An 18,529-nucleotide genomic window follows, 5' to 3' on the forward strand; every position below is an offset into this window, starting at 1 on the left:
ATTACACGCTGTAGTACAGATCAAACTCAACAGGGTGAACGGTCATGTTTACGCGGTTCATCTGCTCGGTCTTGATGCCGATGTAAGCGTCGATCATGTCGTCAGTGAACACGCCACCACGAGTCAGGAACTCGCGATCTTTGTCCAGAGAAGTCAGCGCTTCCTGCAGAGAGCTGCACACGTGTGGAACTTCTTTCAGTTCTTCTGGTGGCAGATCGTACAGATTCTTGTCCATGGCATCGCCAGGGTGGATCTTGTTCTGGATACCGTCCAGACCAGCCATCATCAGTGCAGCGAACGCCATGTAGGGGTTAGCTGCGGGGTCTGGGAAGCGTGCTTCGATACGACGGCCTTTGGGGCTGGTGACGTAAGGAATACGGATAGAAGCAGAACGGTTGCGGGCAGAGTAAGCCAGCAGTACGGGTGCTTCGAAGTGTGGTACCAGACGCTTGTAAGAGTTGGTAGACGGATTGGTGATCGCGTTCAGTGCCTTGGCATGTTTGATAACGCCACCGATGTAGTACAGAGCCAGTTCAGACAGGCCGCCGTACTGGTCACCAGCAAACAGGTTCTTGCCATCTTTGGCCAGAGACATGTGAACGTGCATACCAGAACCGTTGTCGCCAACGATGGGCTTGGGCATGAACGTTACGGTTTTGCCGTAGATGTGGGCAACGTTGTGTGTGCAGTACTTCTGGATCTGAACCCAGTCAGCGCGCTCAGTCAGGGTAGAGAACTTGGTACCGATTTCACACTGGTTGGCAGTGGCCACTTCGTGGTGGTGAATTTCAACAGGCACGCCCATTTCTTCGATGGCCAGAACCATGGCAGAACGCAGGTCAGAAGATGAGTCAACGGGTGGTACTGGGAAGTAGCCGCCTTTAACGCCAGGACGGTGACCCATGTTGCCGCCGTCGTACTCGGTGCCAGAGTTCCATGCAGCTTCGGAAGAGTCGATTTTCACGAAGCAGCCGCTCATGTCAGCGCCCCAACGGATGTCGTCGAAGATGAAGAATTCGGGCTCTGGACCGAAGAATGCGGTGTCAGCGATACCCGTGGATTTCAGGTAGGCTTCAGCGCGCTTGGCCAAAGAACGTGGGCAACGCTCATAGCCTTGACCGGTGGCAGGCTCGATAACGTCACAACGGATGTTCAGGGTCACTTCTTCAGCGAATGGGTCCAGAACGGCAGTGTCAGAGAAAGGCATCATGATCATGTCGGATGCTTCGATACCTTTCCAGCCGGCGATGGAGGAACCGTCGAACATCTTGCCATCAACGAACGTGTCTTCGTCGACAGTGTGAGCAGGAACAGTGACGTGCTGTTCTTTGCCGTGGAAATCAGTAAAACGGAAATCGACGAATTTAACGCCGTGTTCCTTAATCATGTCGATCGCTTTTGACATTTCGTTTCTCCGAGTATGGATTGCCAGATTCATATTGGGGTTCCAGCCACTGGAACCTTCAATTCAGTTATTGCCGCTGCCCGAGGCATGAACCATGCCACGCGTTGGCTTACTAATAAAGTCAGTGAGTTAGCGAATCGATCTTGCGAGCGTTGCGCGATACTTCTCTCTGAATGCACCATTTAAGTGCAATAGTTCTTTTTGTGCACCATTATTGTGCGCAACTGGCCTTGCCAGTGGGCACGGGTGCTGCGGGAGGCGATGTTTGGCCTGCCCGGTTTAATCAGCGAGGAAGACTAGCGCCAAAAGCCATGCGACTTCAACAGAAATTTGTGAGTGCAGCTTGCTGATGGTGTAGCCGGCGTCTTCTAGTGATCGTTCACCTGGATGCGAACGATAATGTCGCCGTTTTCTTCACGGATTCCCAGCACATGATGACCGTTGATGCGGCACCAGGCGGGAATGTCGGCCTTGACGCCGGGGTCGGTACAAAAAACTTCCAGTATGTCACCCGGGGCCAGTTGTTTGACCTTGTTCTGGGTACGAATCACCGGCATGGGGCAGAGCAGGCGACGCGCGTCCAGGTTGTGTTCGCTCATATGTACCAGCTCTCCATCAAGGCATCGTCAATGGGTTTGACTTGGGCAACACGGGTGACGCCGTTTTTGTCGGTGATTTCCACGCCGACCGTTTCGGCATTTTTTTCCTTGGAGAAACGTGCCGCAACACTGGCGGCAATTTCCAGATCCGCATCGGTGGGCACGCCGTCCACTAGCACCAGTGGGCCGGGGCACTGGGTGCGAATGTGCGGGAACAGTTTGCGGTAGCCTTCCAGGAAGCGGTTTTCACCGTCTTCGCGACCAACGATCAATTTGAAGTGCGCGGCGGGGCGGATATGGCGACCGACTTTGAGCAGCATCACGTCGTCCATCTCGTAATCGCGGCTGTGACGTGCCTGCCAAAGGTCGACCAGACGGTCAGAGTAATTTTTGTCAGTCAGGAAACAGCAGCCGCCGGCGGGTTGGGCATAGTCGGTAAAGCCGTACTGCTTGGCCAGTGCCATTTGCGGTTTGCGGCCACGGCCGTTAAAGCCCAGCATTTTCTCGCGGCTGATCCAGCCTTCGCGCTCGGGCAGGGTGGCGGGCAGGTTTTGCGCACTCAGCGGACGCACCAACAGGTCAAACGCGCCGGATTCGCGGGCGACCACCGGCATGGTGTCGCGGCGCTGGGACATGGGGCGCTGGCCGACCACTTCGCCGGTGATGATGAAGTCGAAATTGTTTTCTTTCATCCACTCCAGTGCCTTGCGCACCATGAAGCCTTTGCAGTCCAGGCAGGGGTTCATGTTGGCACCGTAGCCGTGCTTGGGGTTGATCAGCACGTCTTTGTACTCTTCCACCACGTCGATGATGTGCAGCTTGATGCCCAACTGCTCGGCTACCCACAGGGCGTTGTTGCGCTTCTGTTTGTTCTTGTCTTTGTTGCGAATGGCGTGGGTGTGGCCTTCGACGCAAAAGCCGGTAAAAAAGTTAATGCCCTCGACGTGTATGCCCTGTTCCAACATGACTTTGACCGCCAGCATGGAATCCAGGCCGCCGGAAACCAGGGCGACCGCTTTGCGTTGTGTACTCATGAAACTCAATCCGCGTGGTGAAAAAAGGACGCGATTATAGCAAAAAATGCACGCTACAGGCGGTCGGGGACTGCGATGCCGGTCACAGGCGTCGTGGCAGGTGCTTGGCCTGGTGCATGCGACGTGCTAGCGTGGATCAAGGTGAGTTGTGGGGAATAGCGATTGAAATGAGGCGGTTGGGGTGGTTTTTGTGGTGCGGACTGGCCTGCGCATTGTCGTGGCCGGCGGTGGCGTATTCGCCTCATCAGGTCATTGGTGGGACGGTAGTCGATAGCGCGCACCCGTGGATGGTGGCTGTGCTGGACAACCGCTGGCAGAACAGTGGCCGGGGCGGGGCCATCTGTGGCGGGACCTTGATTGCGCCGCAATGGGTGGTGACCGCCGCCCACTGCGTTGATGATAATCCCAGCATCGAAGATTTGAGCGTCGCCCTGGGGCAATCGGTTTTGAGTGACTTTGTACCTCGTACCGCCGTGGCGGCGATTTTTGTTCACCCCGGTTACGACAAAGTTCAGATTATCAATGATATCGCGCTGATCAAACTGGCTAAACCAACGCCATTAACGTCGCTGACCTTGGCCAGTGGCCAGCAGTTGACTGCGCTACAAAGTCAGGACCCGCTGACGGTAATGGGCTGGGGGGCAACGAGTACCACAACGACCTCGCCGCAATACTCCAACACGCTGCTGTCGGCTCAGGTGCCCTATGCGGATGACTACACCTGTGGTGGCGCATACGGCGCTGACTACATGGCTGCAACGCAGTTGTGTGCCGGCGGACCGGCGCCGGGAATGGCGGATTCATGCTCGGGCGACAGCGGTGGGCCGTTGTTGCTGAATTATCCGCAGACACCGGTGTTGGCCGGCCTGGTGAGTTATGGGAGCGGGTGTTCGTCGGGTTTTCCAGGCGTTTACACCCGGGTGAGTGCCTACGCGGATTGGATTAACAGTTACGTTCAGGGAGTACGTGGCGTACAGGCTAATCACTCAATGGTTGATTTTTCCTACCAGGGGGTGGGCGAAAATGGCCTGCAAACGATCACCATCGTTAACCACAGCAATGGCCTGCGCAGTCTCGTCAACTCCAACGCTGTCAACAACAATTCGAACTACGTGACTCTGCAGTCCATCGGCTGCGATGCACTAGCCTCCGGGGGCAGTTGCACGGTCAGGTTGAACCTGTACGTGTCGCCCAGTAGTAATCTGGAACAAACCATCGGTGTTGATTATCAGTTGCTGTTTGATAACGGTGAAACGATAAATTTGCACGTTGGGGCGCATTTGCTGGCGTACAACATGGAGTTTAGCAATACGCTCGGGCTGAGTGATCCCGTCTACACCGGCAGTAACGCGTCACGTGTCGGGGCTGGCTGGCAGCGGGTATATGACGACCAGGTAAAGCAATACGTGCTTTCCAGTGGCACGGTATTCGACAACGAGGAATCGGTGCTGATGACGCGGTTTGCAGGTACGGGATATCTTAGTTTTGACTGGAAAACATCGTCGGAACTGAGCTATGACGGTTTACTGTTAAAGGTGAACGGGCAGATCGTTGCTAGTCTGAGTGGTGAGGCCGACATTTGGGATCGACGCACAGTCGGATTGACTGCCAGTAGCAACCGGGTGGAATGGGTCTATCACAAGAACGGGGGAAATCAGGCCGGGTTTGACAAAGGCTGGTTGAAAAACGTGACCTGGAAGCCTGGCCCGGTGACCAGCGAGCCCAACGCTAAGGGTGGCCGATCGGCGCTGGATGCAGGGATGGTGATAGGGCTCCTGGTGCTGGCAGCCGCCCGCTTACGCCGACGCCAGGAACCCCATCAAACTCGTTAGTGCATGGCTCTGGCCAGCAACTCGTAGGCTGGCTGACGGCGCTCGTGCCAGCAAACCATTTTGCGCACACTGGGATGGGTTTGGTCGCGGCTGGAGTGCAAACAAATGTGGAATCCCAGTTCTATTTCCCGCTCGGCGCCAAACAGTTGCGGGTATTCGGCCTGTAACATCTGGTAGTGTTCGTGGCTGATGTCCAGCACATTGGCGGGTTCGCCGTGGACCTTTTCGAAATGAAAGAACGCTCTGAGTATGTGTTCCAACATGGCTTTGCCCCTCATCTTTCGGCATAAAAAAGCGGTCTGTTTTGCCGTCTGTCCACGCCTTGCAGCAGGGTGGATTTGTCGTACTCGCTTACTGTGGATTTAGCATATATTGGGCCGTTTTTTTTTATAACCACAATATGTAGTTGTTATCGGTGTTGAACAGGGATTCTTTAGTCGCCGCTGATGACGGGTCGAAAGTATTGTTTCTTGGCGTTTCAATACCTTACGCGTTGCTGAAAATGAGGGGTTGTGCAAGTGCTTATTTTTTTCTCATATCCCCTTGTTAATATCGGTTTTATTGCCGTGGGTGGTTATATAAGCTCCTGCGCCTGCTGTGGTCAGACGATAGACAAAAACAATAATGATCTCCCATCAAATCTTTCCCGAAGTCGAACTGGTGTCGGTTCGCCTTGAAGACAGTGTTGAATTTGCTGACGTAAAGCGTTCGTTGGCGGTATTGGCGCGCAGTGACGAATATCGGCAGGGCTATGCCGTCATTGTGGATTTGCGCGACGCAAAACTGGGGTTTCACCCCCGAGACATGAAAAAACTGGTGTCGTGGAACCGCAGGCTGGGTCTGGCGGTGGGCAGTTGGGTGTTTTTGGTGCATACCCCACTGGAAACGGCGCTGGCTAAAACGTATCAGGCCAACGCCCGTGCGCTGCACACGGTGGAAGTGTTTTATACTGTGCGGGCAATATCGCAGTTTCTGGGGCGAAACGTCAGTGCCTACATTGCCGGCGGCGAGCTGGTCTAGTGACGCTGGCCAGAACCTTTCACCGGTGTGGCCGAGGTGGTTTTACCCAGGCTGTCCAGCGCCTGGCGGCTGCCGGTATCCAGCCATAATTCCAGTGCGGCCAGCGGGTTGAGATTGGGCTGGTTTTGTCCCAGTTTGCGCACTGCCTGCAGCACATCCATCATCGGCACGAATTCTTCGCACAGCACCTGATACATGTCCGCCAGTTGCGCGTGATGTTCTTCTGACAATACCCCGTAGGCGCTGCGTCCCAGATTGACGTAATAGCTGACTTTCACCCGGCGGCGTTCGGCAATTTGCGGGAACAGGCCAGAGAACAGCAGACAGTGATCACCCACTTCGCGCAGGTTTTCCTTGCGTCGTTCGCCGTGGGCGAGAAAACTTTCCAGATAATCGGTGGCGAGAATGCGTGATCCCATTTCCGGGCGCTGCAAAAAACGCATCAGCAGGAACACCAGATAGCTTTCACTTTCCTGATGCAGATGCTGTTCGCATAAGGCTTCGGCTTCATGCACCAGCGAATGCCAGCCAGCGGTGGCGGTGGGTTCGACGACGATACTGCGCATAAGTAATCTTTCCCTTTGATCCTAAAAACAAAATCGACCGGGATCGAGGTGGCCTTTAGCGTGGTACCCAACAAAAAAACGTATTTTGCTGACCAATTCCACTGCCAAGCGCATCACACTCGGCCACAAGGCGCTGATTCACGGACACAATCAAGGTATACTGTCGCCCATTTTTCTTCTGGGACACGCAAAGTTTCTTCCATGACCAGTAAAACATTCGACCTGTCGACCTTTCAGGGCCTGATCTTTGCCCTGCAGGACTATTGGGCCCAACAGGGCTGCGTTATCACTCAACCGTTTGATATGGAAGTGGGTGCCGGTACGTTCCATCCCGCGACCTTTCTGCGTGCCATTGGCCCCGAGCCCTGGAGTGCTGCCTACGTGCAGCCTTCGCGTCGTCCCACTGACGGTCGTTATGGCGAAAACCCCAACCGTCTGCAGCACTATTACCAGTTCCAGGTGGTGATCAAACCGTCACCGAAAAATATTCAGGAGCTGTACCTGGGGTCATTGAAACACCTGGGCTTTGATCCGCTGGAGCACGACATTCGCTTCGTCGAAGACGACTGGGAAAGCCCTACCCTGGGTGCCTGGGGTCTGGGCTGGGAAGTGTGGCTCAACGGCATGGAAGTGACGCAGTTTACTTACTTCCAGCAGGTGGGCGGTCTGGACTGCAAACCCGTGACTGGCGAGATCACCTACGGTCTGGAACGTCTGGCCATGTACCTGCAGGGCGTGCAGAGCGTTTACGATCTGGTTTGGGCCAAAGGCCCGCTGGGCACTGTCACCTACGGCGACGTGTTCCACCAGAACGAAGTGGAAATGTCCACTTACAACTTTGAGCATGCCGACGTGCCGTCGCTGTTTTCCTGGTTTGACACCTGCGAAGCGCAGAGCCAGAAGCTGATCGAAGCCGGTCTGCCGCTGCCTGCTTACGAAATGGTGTTGAAAGCCTCGCACACCTTTAACCTGCTGGATGCGCGCCGCGCTATCTCGGTCACCGAGCGCGCCCGCTTCATCGGCCGCGTTCGTGCCCTGGCCCGCGCCGTGGCCCAGGCGTATTACGACAACCGTGAAAAACTCGGTTTCCCCATGGTGCAAGGAGGTCAGAAATAATGGCTGATGTACGCGACTTCCTGGTTGAGCTGGGAACAGAAGAGCTGCCGCCCAAGGCGTTGGAAAAACTGTCCGATGCCTTTGCCGACGGCATCGTCGAAGGGCTGAAAAAAGCCGAACTGAAACATGGCGAAGTAATTACTTACGCCGCGCCAAGACGTTTGGCGGTAATGATCAAAGGTCTGCAAAGCAAGCAGGCGGACAAAGTTTCCGAACGTCGTGGTCCGGCGGTGCAGTCGGCCTACAAGGAAGACGGCTGCCCCACGCCAGCGACCGAAGGTTTTGCCCGTTCCTGCGGCACCACCGTCGAGGCGCTGGAAGTGCTGAAAACCGACAAGGGCGAATGGCTGGTGTTCAAACAGTCCGTCCAGGGGCAGGCGACTGCCGCGTTGTTGCCGGCGATGGTCGAAGAATCGCTGCACAAACTGCCCATCCCCAAGCGCATGCGCTGGGGCAGTGTTGATCATCAGTTCGTGCGTCCGGCGCATTGGCTGGTGATGTTGCTGGGCAAGGATGTGATCGAGTGCGAGATCCTCGGCTGCAAGGCCGGGCGCGAGACCTTGGGTCATCGCTTCCATCACCCGGCGGCGCTGACCGTGGCCGAGCCGGCAGCGTACGAAACCCTGCTGGAAACCGAAGGCCATGTATTGGCCTCGTTTGAACGTCGTCAGGCGGCGATCAAGGCGCAGGTAGAGGAAGTGGCGTTGAAGGCTGGCGGTACTGCTGTCATTGATCCGGCGCTGCTGGACGAGGTGACTGGTCTGGTGGAATGGCCGCATGCGCTGATGGGCAACTTTGAACAAGCCTTCCTGCAGATTCCGGCCGAGGCGCTGGTGTCGGCGATGAAGGGCCACCAGAAATATTTCCATCTGCTGGACAAGTCCGGCAAGCTGCTGCCCCATTTCATCACCGTCGCCAACATCGACAGCAAAAACATCACCTCGGTGCAAAAGGGCAACGAGCGCGTCATTCGTCCGCGTCTGTCCGACGCCGGTTTCTTCTGGAACCAAGACCGCAAAAAGCCGCTGGCAGCACGCCGCGAGCAGCTCAAATCGGTAGTATTCCAGAAAGACCTGGGCACCGTGTTTGAAAAAACCGAACGTATTGCCGCACTGTCAGGCTTCATCGCCGGGCAGGCCGGTGGCAACAAGGCCGAAGCCATCCGTGCCGGTGAATTGGCCAAGTGCGACCTGATGAGCGAAATGGTCGGCGAGTTCCCCGAACTGCAGGGCATTATGGGGCAGTACTACGCCCGTCACGATGGCGAGGCAGAGGCCGTGGCCGCCGCGATGAACGAACAATACATGCCGCGTTTTGCAGGCGATGAGCTGCCTCGTGGTGTGGCCGGTCAGGCGGTGGCGATTGCCGACAAGATCGATACCCTGGTGGGTATTTTCGGTATTGGTCAGCCGCCCACCGGCTCCAAGGACCCGTTTGCGCTGCGTCGTGCGGCGATTGGCGTGCTGCGCATTATCATCGAGCGCGGTCTGAGCCAACTGGATCTGCAGGCGTTGGTCAACGAGGGTGTGGCTCGCTACAAGGCGGCGGGCAAATCGTTTGATGCCGGACTGGGCAAGCAGGTGTTCGACTTTATGCTGGAGCGTCTACGCGTTTATTACAGCGACATCAACATTGGCGGCGATGTCTACGAGGCGGTATTGGCCACCCAGCCAACCCGTCCCTACGATTTTGACCAGCGGGTGCGCGCGGTTAACGCCTTCCGTCAGTTGCCACAGGCCGAAGCGCTGGCTGCGGCCAACAAGCGCGCCAGCAACATTCTGCGCCAGGCGGCGGAAAAGGGCATCACCGTGCCCGCCAGCGTGGACACGGCATTGCTGCAGGATGCCGCCGAACAGGCATTGTTCAAGGGCATCGTCAATGTCAGTGAGGCGGTGAAGCCCGCCATGGCGGCGTTTGATTACACCAGCGCGCTGCAACAGATGGCGGTGCTGCGTGAACCGGTCGACGCCTTCTTTGATCAGGTCATGGTCATGGCGGATGACAGCAAAGTGCGGGACAATCGTTTGGCGTTGCTGGGCAAACTGACATCACTGTTCACCGGTTGTGCGGACATCGCGCGGTTGCAGTAAGTCATTGTAGGCCGGGAGCTTTTCCCGGCCAAAATCCCTAATAAAATCCTGCCACTGGCCGCTAAACCTGTGTGAAACCGAATACTTGCGCGGGCATTTGGATTTTGTAGAAAAATGAAGCTATTCAACAGGATGCTGCTTGCTTTTGGGCTGCTGGCGATGACCGCTGTCCAGGCGGACAACTTTGCCTACGTGGCCAGCGGTACCAACACCAAACAGCCCAAGCCGGAGCTGTCGATCGTCAATACCACCACTGGCAAACTGGTGGGTACGTTGGTGATGCCAAATGAGGCCGGTGCAGTGGCGACCTTGCCCAACAGCAAGGGCAATCGGGTGTATGTGGTAGCCTCCAGTCAGAACGGTAGCACCTACATCCACACCATCGACGCCAATCTGAACGAAGTCACCGATACAACCATCTTCAGTGTTTACAACCCCAATGACGGTTCGGGCATCCGCATCGATACCGCCGCGCTGTCGCCGGATGATCGCTGGCTGTTTCTGGCGACCAATCCCAATACGTCTACCACCGCTGGTGCTTCGTTGTATCTGGTCGATTTGAAAAATCACGGCGATCGTTTTCCGGTTTTCACCATTGGTGGTGGCAGTACCGCCCAGGCGATGGCGGTGAGTCCGGATGGTCATTTTGTGGCTATTGTGCGTTCCAATTACTGGGAAGGCGGGCCTATTGTGCCTAGCGAGCAGAACAAGGCGCAGTTTGTGTCGGTGGTGACCTTGCTGGATTTGCAACGCGTTACCGCCATCATTGATGCGGCCAAGGCACGGGAGCCAGCCGAACTGGAGTCCGGGGTTGCCGAAGACAAAACCACCCTGGCGTTTATCAAGGCGAATGCGATTGCCGGTGATACGGTGTTTACGATTCCAGCACCGATGGATTTGACCCGGGAAAATGCGTCGGCGGGGCTGGTGTTCTCACCGGATCCCACCGATCCTGATAACAAGCCCTTGCGGTTATTTGTGGCTAATTCCTGGGCTGATACGGTGAGTATGCTGCAAATCGGCGCTGCGGATTCACAGGCCTGGCTGGCAGATAATCCCTCCTACGATCCCAACATTCAGGCGCTGTATAACGAGTTTCCCAGTCAATATACGTTACAGCAGGCAGCGGCTCCCATCCCGTTTCCCAAGGACAGCGCGCCCTATGGCCTGGCGATGACACCGGATAATAAAACCCTGTACGTCACCTTGTCGCGGCGCTGGGACATGGAATGGAATACCAGCACCATTCCGTTTGACGGTGACATCATGCTCGCTGATGTGACTGACACTCTCACTCCGGGTGCGCCGAAAAAGCTGGCAGGCGTGTATCTCTGGGCGCCGAAATACACCAGTTTTCATCCGCGGGCGATCAGCGTACTGGATGCCGGGTTAGGCAACGGCGCGGTAAATTTGGTGTTCATCAAACAGGTGGTGGGCAGTACCACGGACGACAAAAGTCAGGAAGACGGGTATTACGTGAGCACTGTTTTGGCCCGGTATGACGAATTGCGCGGCCAGACCTCGTATGCCGAGGTGACCCCTAATGTGAAGGTGAATTCCAGCCAAAAGGCGCCCATTTTTTTTAATGGCGACTTTGTTGGTGAAGACTGCGAGAGCTGCCCCAAAGGCCCTGAGGATGACCGGCGTCGTCGGCTGAATCCACCCACGGCAGTTGATCCATGGTGGCTGTTGCTGGTCGGCGCAACGCTGTGGGCAACACGTCGTATCTATCGGATCAGACACTGATATTTGGCGACCAGCCACATCTCACGTATCATAGCCACGTTTTTTCAACAGATACGTAGTTATGAAACTGATCATTCTCGACCGAGACGGCGTCATCAACGAAGACTCCGATCATTTCATCAAAACCCCCGATGAGTGGATTCCTCTGCCTGGCAGTCTGGCGGCCATTGCCCGCCTGAACCGTGCTGGCTACACCGTGGCGGTAGCCACCAACCAGAGCGGCATTGCCCGTGGTTTGTTTACGGTGGAAACGCTTCAGGCCATGCACGCGAAATTCCGTGCCTTGCTGGCGGCGGAAGGGGGCAAGGTGGATGCGATTTATTACTGTGACCATGGTCCCGCTGAGGATTGCAATTGTCGCAAACCGTTGCCGGGCATGTATCTGCAAGCAGCGGCAGATTTTGACGCGGACTTGCGCGACGTGCCGGTGATTGGTGACTCATTCCGCGATCTGGAAGCAGCGCTGGCGGTCAATGCCCGTCCCATTGCGGTCAAGACCGGCAAGGGTGAGCGCACGCTGGAATCGCACGCGGCGGTGCTCAAAGAAAAAAATATTCCCGTGTATGACAATCTGGCGTCCGCGGTGGATGCCTTGCTCGCAGGAGAAGTCTAAACATGTTGTGGATTCGCTCGGCCATTTATTTCGGCTTCATGGTGTTGTCAGCCATCGTGTTTGGCGTGCTCGCAGTGTTTGCCCGGGTGATGCCGTTTAACAAGCGCGCCGGCTTCATCGGCCTGTTCGCCCGCTCCAATATCTGGTTTTTGCAGTTGGTCTGCGGGCTGAAGTTCGAGGTCGAAGGCCGGGAGAACATCCCCAAGCAAGGCTTCATCTGCATGGCCAAGCACCAGTCCACTTGGGAAACCTACGCCTTTCAGCAGATTTTGCCGCCGATCACCTGGATTTTGAAGCGCGAGCTGTTGCGCGTGCCGTTTTTCGGCTGGGGTCTGGCGTCGCTGGAGCCCATCGCCATTGAGCGTGGCAGCGGCAAGAAGGCCATTATGCAAATCATCAAGGAAGGCACCGATCGGCTGCAAAAAGGCCGCATGGTGCTGATTTTCCCTGAGGGTACCCGCATTGCGCCGGGCAAGCGCGGTGAATACAAAATTGGCGGCGGTATGCTGGCGGCCAAGTCCGGTTTTCCGGTGTTGCCCATCGCCCACAATGCCGGTGAATACTGGGCGCGGCACAGTTTTGTGAAAAAGCCCGGTGTGATCAAGATGGTTATCGGTAAGCCTATTGAAACCCAAGGCAAAAAAGCCGACGAAATCATGCGTGAAGTGGAAAGCTTCATCGAGGGTGAAATGGCGCGCATCACCACTCTCCGCGAACATCAGCATGGCGATCGTCCGCTGCAGACGGCTCCTCAAGCCTGAGTGGGCCGACAAACTGGCTGAAAATGCTGCAGAACCGTATAATGACGCCACTTTTGCGCCGCTTTGGATCGGCGCTCCGAATTTTTAGTACTCCACATAGGAAAGTTCAATGGATAACACCAACACCTTGAAGCAGTTCCTGACCAATGCCATGCGCAATGGTGAGAAGAACATCGATGCGGACCTGATTGGTCTGATCGAAAATGTGATGTCAGCCTGCCGCCAGATCCACGCTGCCGTTAACCATGGCGCACTGTACGGCGTATTGGGCAGTGCCGAGAGCGAGAACGTTCAGGGCGAAACCCAGAAGAAGCTGGACGTGATGTCCAACGACATGTTCATCAAGAGCACCCAGTGGGGCGGTCAGCTGGCGGGTATGGCGTCTGAAGAAGAAGACGATGTCTACAGCATCCCTTCCCAGTACCCACGCGGCAAGTACCTGATGTACTTCGATCCACTCGACGGTTCTTCCAACATCGACGTGAACATCACCGTGGGTTCAATTTTCTCCATCACCAAGTGCCCAGAAGGCGTCACCAACCCCAAACTGGCTGACTACCTGATCCCGGGCAGCAAGCAGGTGTGTGCCGGTTTCGTTCTGTACGGCCCATCCACCATGCTGGTGCTGACCACCGGTAACGGCGTTAACGGTTTCACGCTGGACCCAGCCACTGGCGAATTCCTGCTGACCCACGCCAAGATGACTATCCCTGCGGATACTGCCGAGTTTGCCATCAACATGGCCAACCAGCGTTTCTGGGAAGAACCCGTACAGCGTTACGTTGACGAGTGCATCAAGGGTAAATCCGGCAGCCGTGACAAAAACTTCAACATGCGTTGGGTGGCTTCCATGGTGGGCGACGTGTTCCGCATCCTGACTCGCGGCGGTATCTTCCTCTACCCATTCGACACCAAAGACAAGGCCAAGCCAGGCAAGCTGCGTCTGATGTATGAGGCCAATCCCATGGCGTTCATCGTTGAGCAGGCCGGTGGCGTGTGTTCTACCGGTCGTGAGCGTACTCTGGATATCAATCCAAAGGAAATTCACCAGCGCGTGCCGGTTATCCTGGGCTCCAAAAACGAAGTTGAGCGCGTGGTTTCCTACCACAAGTAATTCGTTTTACGATTCCGCGAAAAACCCGGCCAAGCGCCGGGTTTTTTGCTTTGTACGTATGCCGCGTTCGTTGAGTTTTATTTGCTTGCGCCGCTAACAAACAGAGTGATTCTGGGGCGGTGCAGGCAGTGGATCGACTACAGATATGGGTAAAATTTTTAATGATTGGTGTGCTGGCGTACTTCGCCACCTCGCTGATTTTGTTTGCCAATGAAGCCCGCCAATTCAGACAGGCCATCGATAATCTGGTGGTACAAATCGGTGAGGCAGGCAAAACCCTGGACGTGCCACAAATTCTTGAACGCGTGGACACGGTTGCGCAGCAGATCGAACAGACCCGCGAAATGGTGCCGGAGATACTCGCCGAGGTAGAAAAGACCCGTGATGCCATTCCGCCGGTGCTCAAGCAAATTGAACTGACGCGCCGCGCGATCCCGTCGATTCTGGATGAAAGCGCAAAAATCCGCGAAGAAATTCCGCCAATTCTGCACGAGGTGGCGCAGGCCCGTGAGCTGGTGCCGCAGGTACTGCAGGAATCCGCCGCTATCCGCGCAGATGTGCCGACCATTTTGGATAAAAGCGAGCAGCTGATTTCCAAGGCGCAGCAAGTGTCGTCCGACATGGGGACAGGCGTGGTGAAAGGAACAGTCAAAGGCGTGGTCACCGCCCCAATCACCATCATTGAAACCGGACTGGAAACACTGGGTTCGGGGATTGATGCAGTCAGTTCCCAGACCAGTAAAATTCTGGACATAAAGTCCAGCGAGCCATCAAAGCCATCTGCCGTGGAATAATTCGTTAGCGTTGCTTTAGTTCAGTGCCGCCAAATACTGTTGGCTTTGTTGTTCGAACGAAAATTTTGCATAGTCCCGCATGGCTTTCGCTTTATTCGCCAACAGCTCAGGATGGGTAGCCAGGTCATGCAGTTGCTGTGGCAACTGTTGCTTGTCCAATGCAAATGCGCTGTGCTGAAAATCTTCAAAGGCCATGAAGGCGGGTTCAACTAGCATCGGAATGTGATAGGCGAATGCAAGATTAAATGCGCCAGATATGCCGGACTGAAGATAGCGCGGGTTGTCGCCCAGGCAGGGCATAATCAAGTCGCATTGCTGAATGTACTGATGAAATTCAGTGTCGGAGACAAACTGGCGAAACACAATGAAGTTGTCGCGCAATTCACCTAGGCGAGCCTCGAAATCTTCACCGTCGCCATGAGCGTGACGACTGTTGCCCAGCAAAATAAATTTAATGTGTTTATCTGGCAAAGAGGAAAGCATGGCCAGCAGTTCCAGGTAGGCGCGGCGTTTGTATTCAAGTTGGCCGGGAATGCATATCCAGAATTCATTGGCTGGTTTGTGCAATTTTTGTTGTGGGTAGTTTGGGAAAAAAATGGGATAAAACGATTGCAGCTTGATGTCGTCAATGGGGTTGTTTTGCACGAGATAATCATTGAGTGCGAAAACGCGCCGAGCTTTTTTTGCCAGGGCGTGCCAGGTGCTTTTTTTAGTTTGTTAACTTCGTGACTGATTGCGCAAATGTGTAGATTTTTGCACAGCAGCATGAAAATTTGCACCATGCGGCCAGCAAAGGTGTTAACGATCACGCGCTGAATGTTGTGTTGCTTCAGGTATTTTTTCAAGCGCAGCACGGCAATAAATTGCGCAGCCCAGGATGAAGCATCGTGCAGGCGGTAAGTGTGCAATGGAATGCCGAGCTCGGCTTCGCGCTGCAGGTGACAGTCGGGAGCGACGAAGTGAATTTGATAATCAGCGTTGTGGAGAATTTTTGCTTGTGCGTACAGACATTCAAAATGGCCGTTACTAAATTCGATCGGGGCGATATTTTTCATTGGATCAGTATGGAGTCATTATTGAAAGTTACCCTAACAAAAAAGCGTAGCTGTTGGCAAAAATAAAAAGGCCCTGATCATCAATCAGGGCCTTCTGTTAGGCGAGAGAAGCCTGGGGGCAGATTACATCATGCCTCCCATGCCACCCATACCGCCCATGCCACCCATGTCAGGTGCGCCGCCGTCTTTCTTTGGCAGCTCCGCAATCATGGCTTCGGTAGTGATCAACAGACCAGCTACGGACGCAGCATTTTGCAGTGCAGTACGAGTTACTTTGGTTGGATCCAAAATACCCATTTCGAACATGTCGCCGTAAGTGTCAGTGGCAGCATTGAAACCGAAGTTGCCCTTGCCTTCAGCAACTTTGTTCAGAACCACAGAAGGTTCGCCGCCGGCATTGGCTACGATTTGACGCAATGGTTCGGTCATGGCGCGGCGCGCGATGCTGATACCAACGTCTTGATCGTGGTTGTCGCCTTTGAGCTTGCCCAGGGTGGCTTCTGCGCGAACCAGAGCAACGCCACCACCAGCAACCACGCCTTCTTCTACTGCAGCGCGAGTGGCGTGCAGAGCGTCGTCAACGCGGTCTTTCTTTTCTTTCATTTCAACTTCAGTGGCAGCGCCGATCTTGATAACGGCAACACCGCCGGCCAGTTTGGCCACGCGCTCTTGCAGTTTTTCTTTGTCGTAGTCAGAAGTGGTCTCAGCCATTTGCGCACGGATTTGTGTAACGCGGGCTTCGATTTCTTTTGCCTGACCTGCGCCATCAATGATGGTGGTGTTTTCTTTGCTGACCACGATGCGCTTGGCAGAACCCAGGTCGTGCAGGGTTACGCTGTCCAGGCTCAGGCCAACTTCTTCAGAAATTACCTGACCGCCAGTTAGAACAGCGATGTCTTGCAGCATGGCTTTGCGACGGTCGCCAAAGCCTGGGGCTTTAACGGCGCAAATTTTCACGATGCCGCGGATGTTGTTCACAACCAGAGTCGCCAGGGCTTCGCCTTCAACGTCTTCAGCGATGATCAGCAGTGGCTTGCCCGATTTGGCAACGCCTTCCAGAGCTGGCAACAGTTCGCGAATGTTGGAGATTTTCTTGTCAACCAACAACAGGAAAGGAGCTTCCAGTTCGGCAGACATGTTCTGCTGGTTGTTGACGAAGTAAGGAGACAGGTAGCCACGGTCAAACTGCATACCTTCAACCACGTCCAGTTCGTTGTCGAAACCAGAACCTTCTTCAACGGTGATAACGCCTTCTTTACCCACTTTGGACATGGCTTCAGCGATGATGTCGCCGATGGCTTTGTCGGAGTTGGCTGAAATGGTGCCTACTTGAGCGATGGCTTTGTCATCGGTGCAAGGAGAAGACATGGACTTCAGTTGCTCAACAGCAGCAGTCACGGCCTTGTCGATGCCGCGCTTCAGGTCCATGGGGTTCATGCCGGCAGCAACGGCTTTCATGCCTTCGTTAACTATGGATTGAGCCAGTACGGTTGCGGTTGTGGTACCGTCGCCAGCGATGTCGGAAGTTTGTGAAGATACTTCCTTGACCATTTGTGCGCCCATGTTTTCGAACTTGTCTTCCAGTTCGATTTCTTTGGCAACAGAAACACCGTCTTTAGTGATGGTGGGTGCGCCGAAAGATTTTTCCAGCACCACGTTGCGGCCTTTAGGGCCCAGGGTCACTCTTACCGCGTTAGCCAGGATGTTTACACCTCTGGCCATGCGCTGGCGAGCATCTTCACCAAAACGTACGTCTTTAGCAGCCATTATTTATTTTCCTTTTTAATCTGTAGTTTGTGGTTATTCGATTACAGCGACGACGTCGTCTTCGCGCATAACCAGCAGTTCTTCGCCATTGATTTTTACTTCGGTGCCGGCGTATTTGCCAAACATCACCTTGTCGCCAACTTTGACGTCCATGGGGCGTACGTCGCCGCTTTCCAGAATGCGGCCTTTACCTGCGGCGATGACTTTGCCTTGTGAGGGTTTTTCAGCAGCAGAGCCTGGCAGAACGATGCCACCGGGAGAGGTGCGCTCTTCTTCAACACGGCGAACCACGATGCGATCGTGTAGAGGACGAATGTTCATAGATATCAATCTCCTGAATTGAATGGTTATTTCATTGAAAACTGGCGGCCTTGCAATTAGCACTCGGGCTTGTTGAGTGCTAATGATAGGGGCGAAATCGTCGCAGTCAAGGCCAATGCTCCGCAGATATGGGGATGCTGGCCGGGTTTTTCAAGGACCAGCAGGTTAATCTTCGCGACGATATTCGCCTTCGAGGGTGTTGGATTTGTGGGGTGAGGTAGGTCCCTGGTGGTTGCGATAGTGGACGTGGCTGGTACGGATCACGTTGGCGTGACGCAGCATGCCCATTACCAGGCGGCGGCGAAAGACGGGTAGCAGTAGCAAAAAACCGAGAGTGTCGGTGAAAAAACCGGGAATGATCAGCAATACACCGGCGATGACCAGGATGACGCCTTCGACCATTTCCAGGGCGGGGATTTCGCCGCGTTGCAGGGTGGTCTGCACTCTGGCCAAGGTGGACAGGCCCTGCTGGCGCAGCAAAAACGTGCCCGGCACGGCGGTGAGGATCACCAGGCCGATGGTAGACCATGCGCCGATTGCGCTACCTACTTGAATGAACAGGTAAATTTCAATAATGGGAACGGCGATAAGCAGCAACAGCAGTATACGGAGCATGATTTTCTCGAGGCTTGGTTGACGCACAAGCACCCACTATAAGGAAAAAGTTGGTTCACCGAAACCTTGAGGGGTAGAATC

Annotated in this window: 18 protein-coding genes; 9 read left to right on the forward strand and 9 right to left on the reverse strand. The window is 55.0% G+C overall.

The features are described from left to right. Position 1: 1 nt before the first annotated feature. From glnA to OEW58_02105, 3 genes are all read right to left on the reverse strand, one after another. Positions 2-1,405, reverse strand: a complete 1,404-nt coding sequence (gene glnA, locus OEW58_02095) for a glutamate--ammonia ligase (protein ID MDH5300136.1) — start codon at positions 1,403-1,405, stop codon at positions 2-4. A gap of 368 nt (positions 1,406-1,773) precedes the next feature. Further along, complete coding sequence (locus tag OEW58_02100; GenBank protein MDH5300137.1) at positions 1,774-2,004, reverse strand: sulfurtransferase TusA family protein; 231 nt, start codon at positions 2,002-2,004, stop codon at positions 1,774-1,776. Then, on the reverse strand, positions 2,001-3,038 hold the full coding sequence (locus OEW58_02105; GenBank protein MDH5300138.1) for a tRNA (5-methylaminomethyl-2-thiouridylate)-methyltransferase: 1,038 nt from the start codon (positions 3,036-3,038) through the stop codon (positions 2,001-2,003). The genes OEW58_02100 and OEW58_02105 overlap by 4 nt, the downstream gene beginning before the upstream one ends. 116 nt (positions 3,039-3,154) lie before the next feature. On the opposite strand from OEW58_02105, the gene OEW58_02110 reads away from it, so the two are divergent. Continuing rightward, entirely contained in the window at positions 3,155-4,870 is a 1,716-nt protein-coding gene (locus OEW58_02110; GenBank protein MDH5300139.1) for a serine protease, read from the forward strand. Here the strand turns inward: OEW58_02110 and OEW58_02115 are convergent. Next, positions 4,867-5,133 (reverse strand): hypothetical protein, encoded by a 267-nt coding sequence (locus OEW58_02115; GenBank protein MDH5300140.1) that lies wholly within the window; start codon positions 5,131-5,133, stop codon positions 4,867-4,869. The two genes, OEW58_02110 and OEW58_02115, sit on opposite strands and share 4 nt — an antisense overlap. 361 nt (positions 5,134-5,494) lie before the next feature. Here OEW58_02115 and OEW58_02120 point away from each other — a divergent pair, with 361 nt between their 5' ends. Then, a complete protein-coding gene (locus OEW58_02120) occupies positions 5,495-5,890 on the forward strand; it encodes a hypothetical protein (protein ID MDH5300141.1) in 396 nt (131 codons plus the stop codon). On the opposite strand, the gene OEW58_02125 is transcribed toward OEW58_02120, so the two are convergent. After that, on the reverse strand, positions 5,887-6,456 hold the full coding sequence (locus OEW58_02125; protein ID MDH5300142.1) for a hypothetical protein: 570 nt from the start codon (positions 6,454-6,456) through the stop codon (positions 5,887-5,889). The genes OEW58_02120 and OEW58_02125 overlap by 4 nt on opposite strands. A 201-nt stretch (positions 6,457-6,657) precedes the next feature. Between OEW58_02125 and glyQ the strand changes: the two genes are divergently transcribed. From glyQ to OEW58_02160, 7 genes are all read left to right on the forward strand, one after another. After that, complete coding sequence (gene glyQ, locus OEW58_02130; GenBank protein ID MDH5300143.1) at positions 6,658-7,572, forward strand: glycine--tRNA ligase subunit alpha; 915 nt, start codon at positions 6,658-6,660, stop codon at positions 7,570-7,572. After that, positions 7,572-9,662 carry a glycine--tRNA ligase subunit beta gene (gene glyS / locus OEW58_02135; GenBank protein ID MDH5300144.1) on the forward strand — a complete coding sequence of 697 codons (2,091 nt, stop codon included), beginning with the start codon at positions 7,572-7,574 and terminating at the stop codon, positions 9,660-9,662. The genes glyQ and glyS overlap by 1 nt, the downstream gene beginning before the upstream one ends. Positions 9,663-9,776: 114 nt before the next feature. Continuing rightward, a complete protein-coding gene (locus OEW58_02140; protein ID MDH5300145.1) occupies positions 9,777-11,408 on the forward strand; it encodes a hypothetical protein in 1,632 nt (543 codons plus the stop codon). 61 nt (positions 11,409-11,469) lie between these two features. Beyond that, positions 11,470-12,021, forward strand: a complete 552-nt coding sequence (gene gmhB / locus OEW58_02145) for a D-glycero-beta-D-manno-heptose 1,7-bisphosphate 7-phosphatase (GenBank protein MDH5300146.1) — start codon at positions 11,470-11,472, stop codon at positions 12,019-12,021. A gap of 2 nt (positions 12,022-12,023) precedes the next feature. Continuing rightward, the gene (locus tag OEW58_02150; GenBank protein MDH5300147.1) at positions 12,024-12,782 is read left to right on the forward strand and encodes a 1-acyl-sn-glycerol-3-phosphate acyltransferase; all 759 of its coding nucleotides are present in this window, start codon (positions 12,024-12,026) and stop codon (positions 12,780-12,782) included. 109 nt (positions 12,783-12,891) lie between these two features. Then, positions 12,892-13,896, forward strand: a complete 1,005-nt coding sequence (locus OEW58_02155) for a class 1 fructose-bisphosphatase (protein MDH5300148.1) — start codon at positions 12,892-12,894, stop codon at positions 13,894-13,896. A 161-nt stretch (positions 13,897-14,057) separates the two neighbouring features. Further along, positions 14,058-14,690, forward strand: a complete 633-nt coding sequence (locus OEW58_02160) for a hypothetical protein (protein ID MDH5300149.1) — start codon at positions 14,058-14,060, stop codon at positions 14,688-14,690. 15 nt (positions 14,691-14,705) lie between these two features. Here OEW58_02160 and OEW58_02165 read toward each other — a convergent pair whose 3' ends face one another. From OEW58_02165 to OEW58_02180, 4 genes are all read right to left on the reverse strand, one after another. Continuing rightward, positions 14,706-15,335: a hypothetical protein gene (locus tag OEW58_02165; GenBank protein ID MDH5300150.1), complete on the reverse strand. Its 630-nt coding sequence runs from the start codon at positions 15,333-15,335 to the stop codon at positions 14,706-14,708. A gap of 533 nt (positions 15,336-15,868) precedes the next feature. After that, positions 15,869-17,512, reverse strand: coding sequence for a chaperonin GroEL (gene groL / locus OEW58_02170; GenBank protein ID MDH5300151.1), 1,644 nt, complete (start codon positions 17,510-17,512; stop codon positions 15,869-15,871). A 33-nt stretch (positions 17,513-17,545) separates the two neighbouring features. Then, a complete protein-coding gene (gene groES / locus OEW58_02175; protein MDH5300152.1) occupies positions 17,546-17,833 on the reverse strand; it encodes a co-chaperone GroES in 288 nt (95 codons plus the stop codon). A 165-nt stretch (positions 17,834-17,998) separates the two neighbouring features. Beyond that, complete coding sequence (locus tag OEW58_02180) at positions 17,999-18,448, reverse strand: FxsA family protein (GenBank protein ID MDH5300153.1); 450 nt, start codon at positions 18,446-18,448, stop codon at positions 17,999-18,001. Positions 18,449-18,529 lie beyond the last annotated feature (81 nt).

This window comes from Gammaproteobacteria bacterium (assembly GCA_029884425.1).
In the GTDB taxonomy this organism is placed as follows: domain Bacteria; phylum Pseudomonadota; class Gammaproteobacteria; order S012-40; family S012-40; genus JAOUHV01.

What these genes read in the sequence shown, in the direction of transcription:
- glnA (MDH5300136.1), bottom strand. Translation starts at nt 1,405, where the DNA reads ATGTCAAAAGCGATCGACATGATTAAGGAACACGGCGTTAAATTCGTC.
- OEW58_02100 (MDH5300137.1), bottom strand. Translation starts at nt 2,004, where the DNA reads ATGAGCGAACACAACCTGGACGCGCGTCGCCTGCTCTGCCCCATGCCG.
- OEW58_02105 (MDH5300138.1), bottom strand. Translation starts at nt 3,038, where the DNA reads ATGAGTACACAACGCAAAGCGGTCGCCCTGGTTTCCGGCGGCCTGGAT.
- OEW58_02110 (MDH5300139.1), top strand. Translation starts at nt 3,155, where the DNA reads ATGCGACGTGCTAGCGTGGATCAAGGTGAGTTGTGGGGAATAGCGATT.
- OEW58_02115 (MDH5300140.1), bottom strand. Translation starts at nt 5,133, where the DNA reads ATGTTGGAACACATACTCAGAGCGTTCTTTCATTTCGAAAAGGTCCAC.
- OEW58_02120 (MDH5300141.1), top strand. Translation starts at nt 5,495, where the DNA reads ATGATCTCCCATCAAATCTTTCCCGAAGTCGAACTGGTGTCGGTTCGC.
- OEW58_02125 (MDH5300142.1), bottom strand. Translation starts at nt 6,456, where the DNA reads ATGCGCAGTATCGTCGTCGAACCCACCGCCACCGCTGGCTGGCATTCG.
- glyQ (MDH5300143.1), top strand. Translation starts at nt 6,658, where the DNA reads ATGACCAGTAAAACATTCGACCTGTCGACCTTTCAGGGCCTGATCTTT.
- glyS (MDH5300144.1), top strand. Translation starts at nt 7,572, where the DNA reads ATGGCTGATGTACGCGACTTCCTGGTTGAGCTGGGAACAGAAGAGCTG.
- OEW58_02140 (MDH5300145.1), top strand. Translation starts at nt 9,777, where the DNA reads ATGAAGCTATTCAACAGGATGCTGCTTGCTTTTGGGCTGCTGGCGATG.
- gmhB (MDH5300146.1), top strand. Translation starts at nt 11,470, where the DNA reads ATGAAACTGATCATTCTCGACCGAGACGGCGTCATCAACGAAGACTCC.
- OEW58_02150 (MDH5300147.1), top strand. Translation starts at nt 12,024, where the DNA reads ATGTTGTGGATTCGCTCGGCCATTTATTTCGGCTTCATGGTGTTGTCA.
- OEW58_02155 (MDH5300148.1), top strand. Translation starts at nt 12,892, where the DNA reads ATGGATAACACCAACACCTTGAAGCAGTTCCTGACCAATGCCATGCGC.
- OEW58_02160 (MDH5300149.1), top strand. Translation starts at nt 14,058, where the DNA reads ATGATTGGTGTGCTGGCGTACTTCGCCACCTCGCTGATTTTGTTTGCC.
- groL (MDH5300151.1), bottom strand. Translation starts at nt 17,512, where the DNA reads ATGGCTGCTAAAGACGTACGTTTTGGTGAAGATGCTCGCCAGCGCATG.
- groES (MDH5300152.1), bottom strand. Translation starts at nt 17,833, where the DNA reads ATGAACATTCGTCCTCTACACGATCGCATCGTGGTTCGCCGTGTTGAA.
- OEW58_02180 (MDH5300153.1), bottom strand. Translation starts at nt 18,448, where the DNA reads ATGCTCCGTATACTGCTGTTGCTGCTTATCGCCGTTCCCATTATTGAA.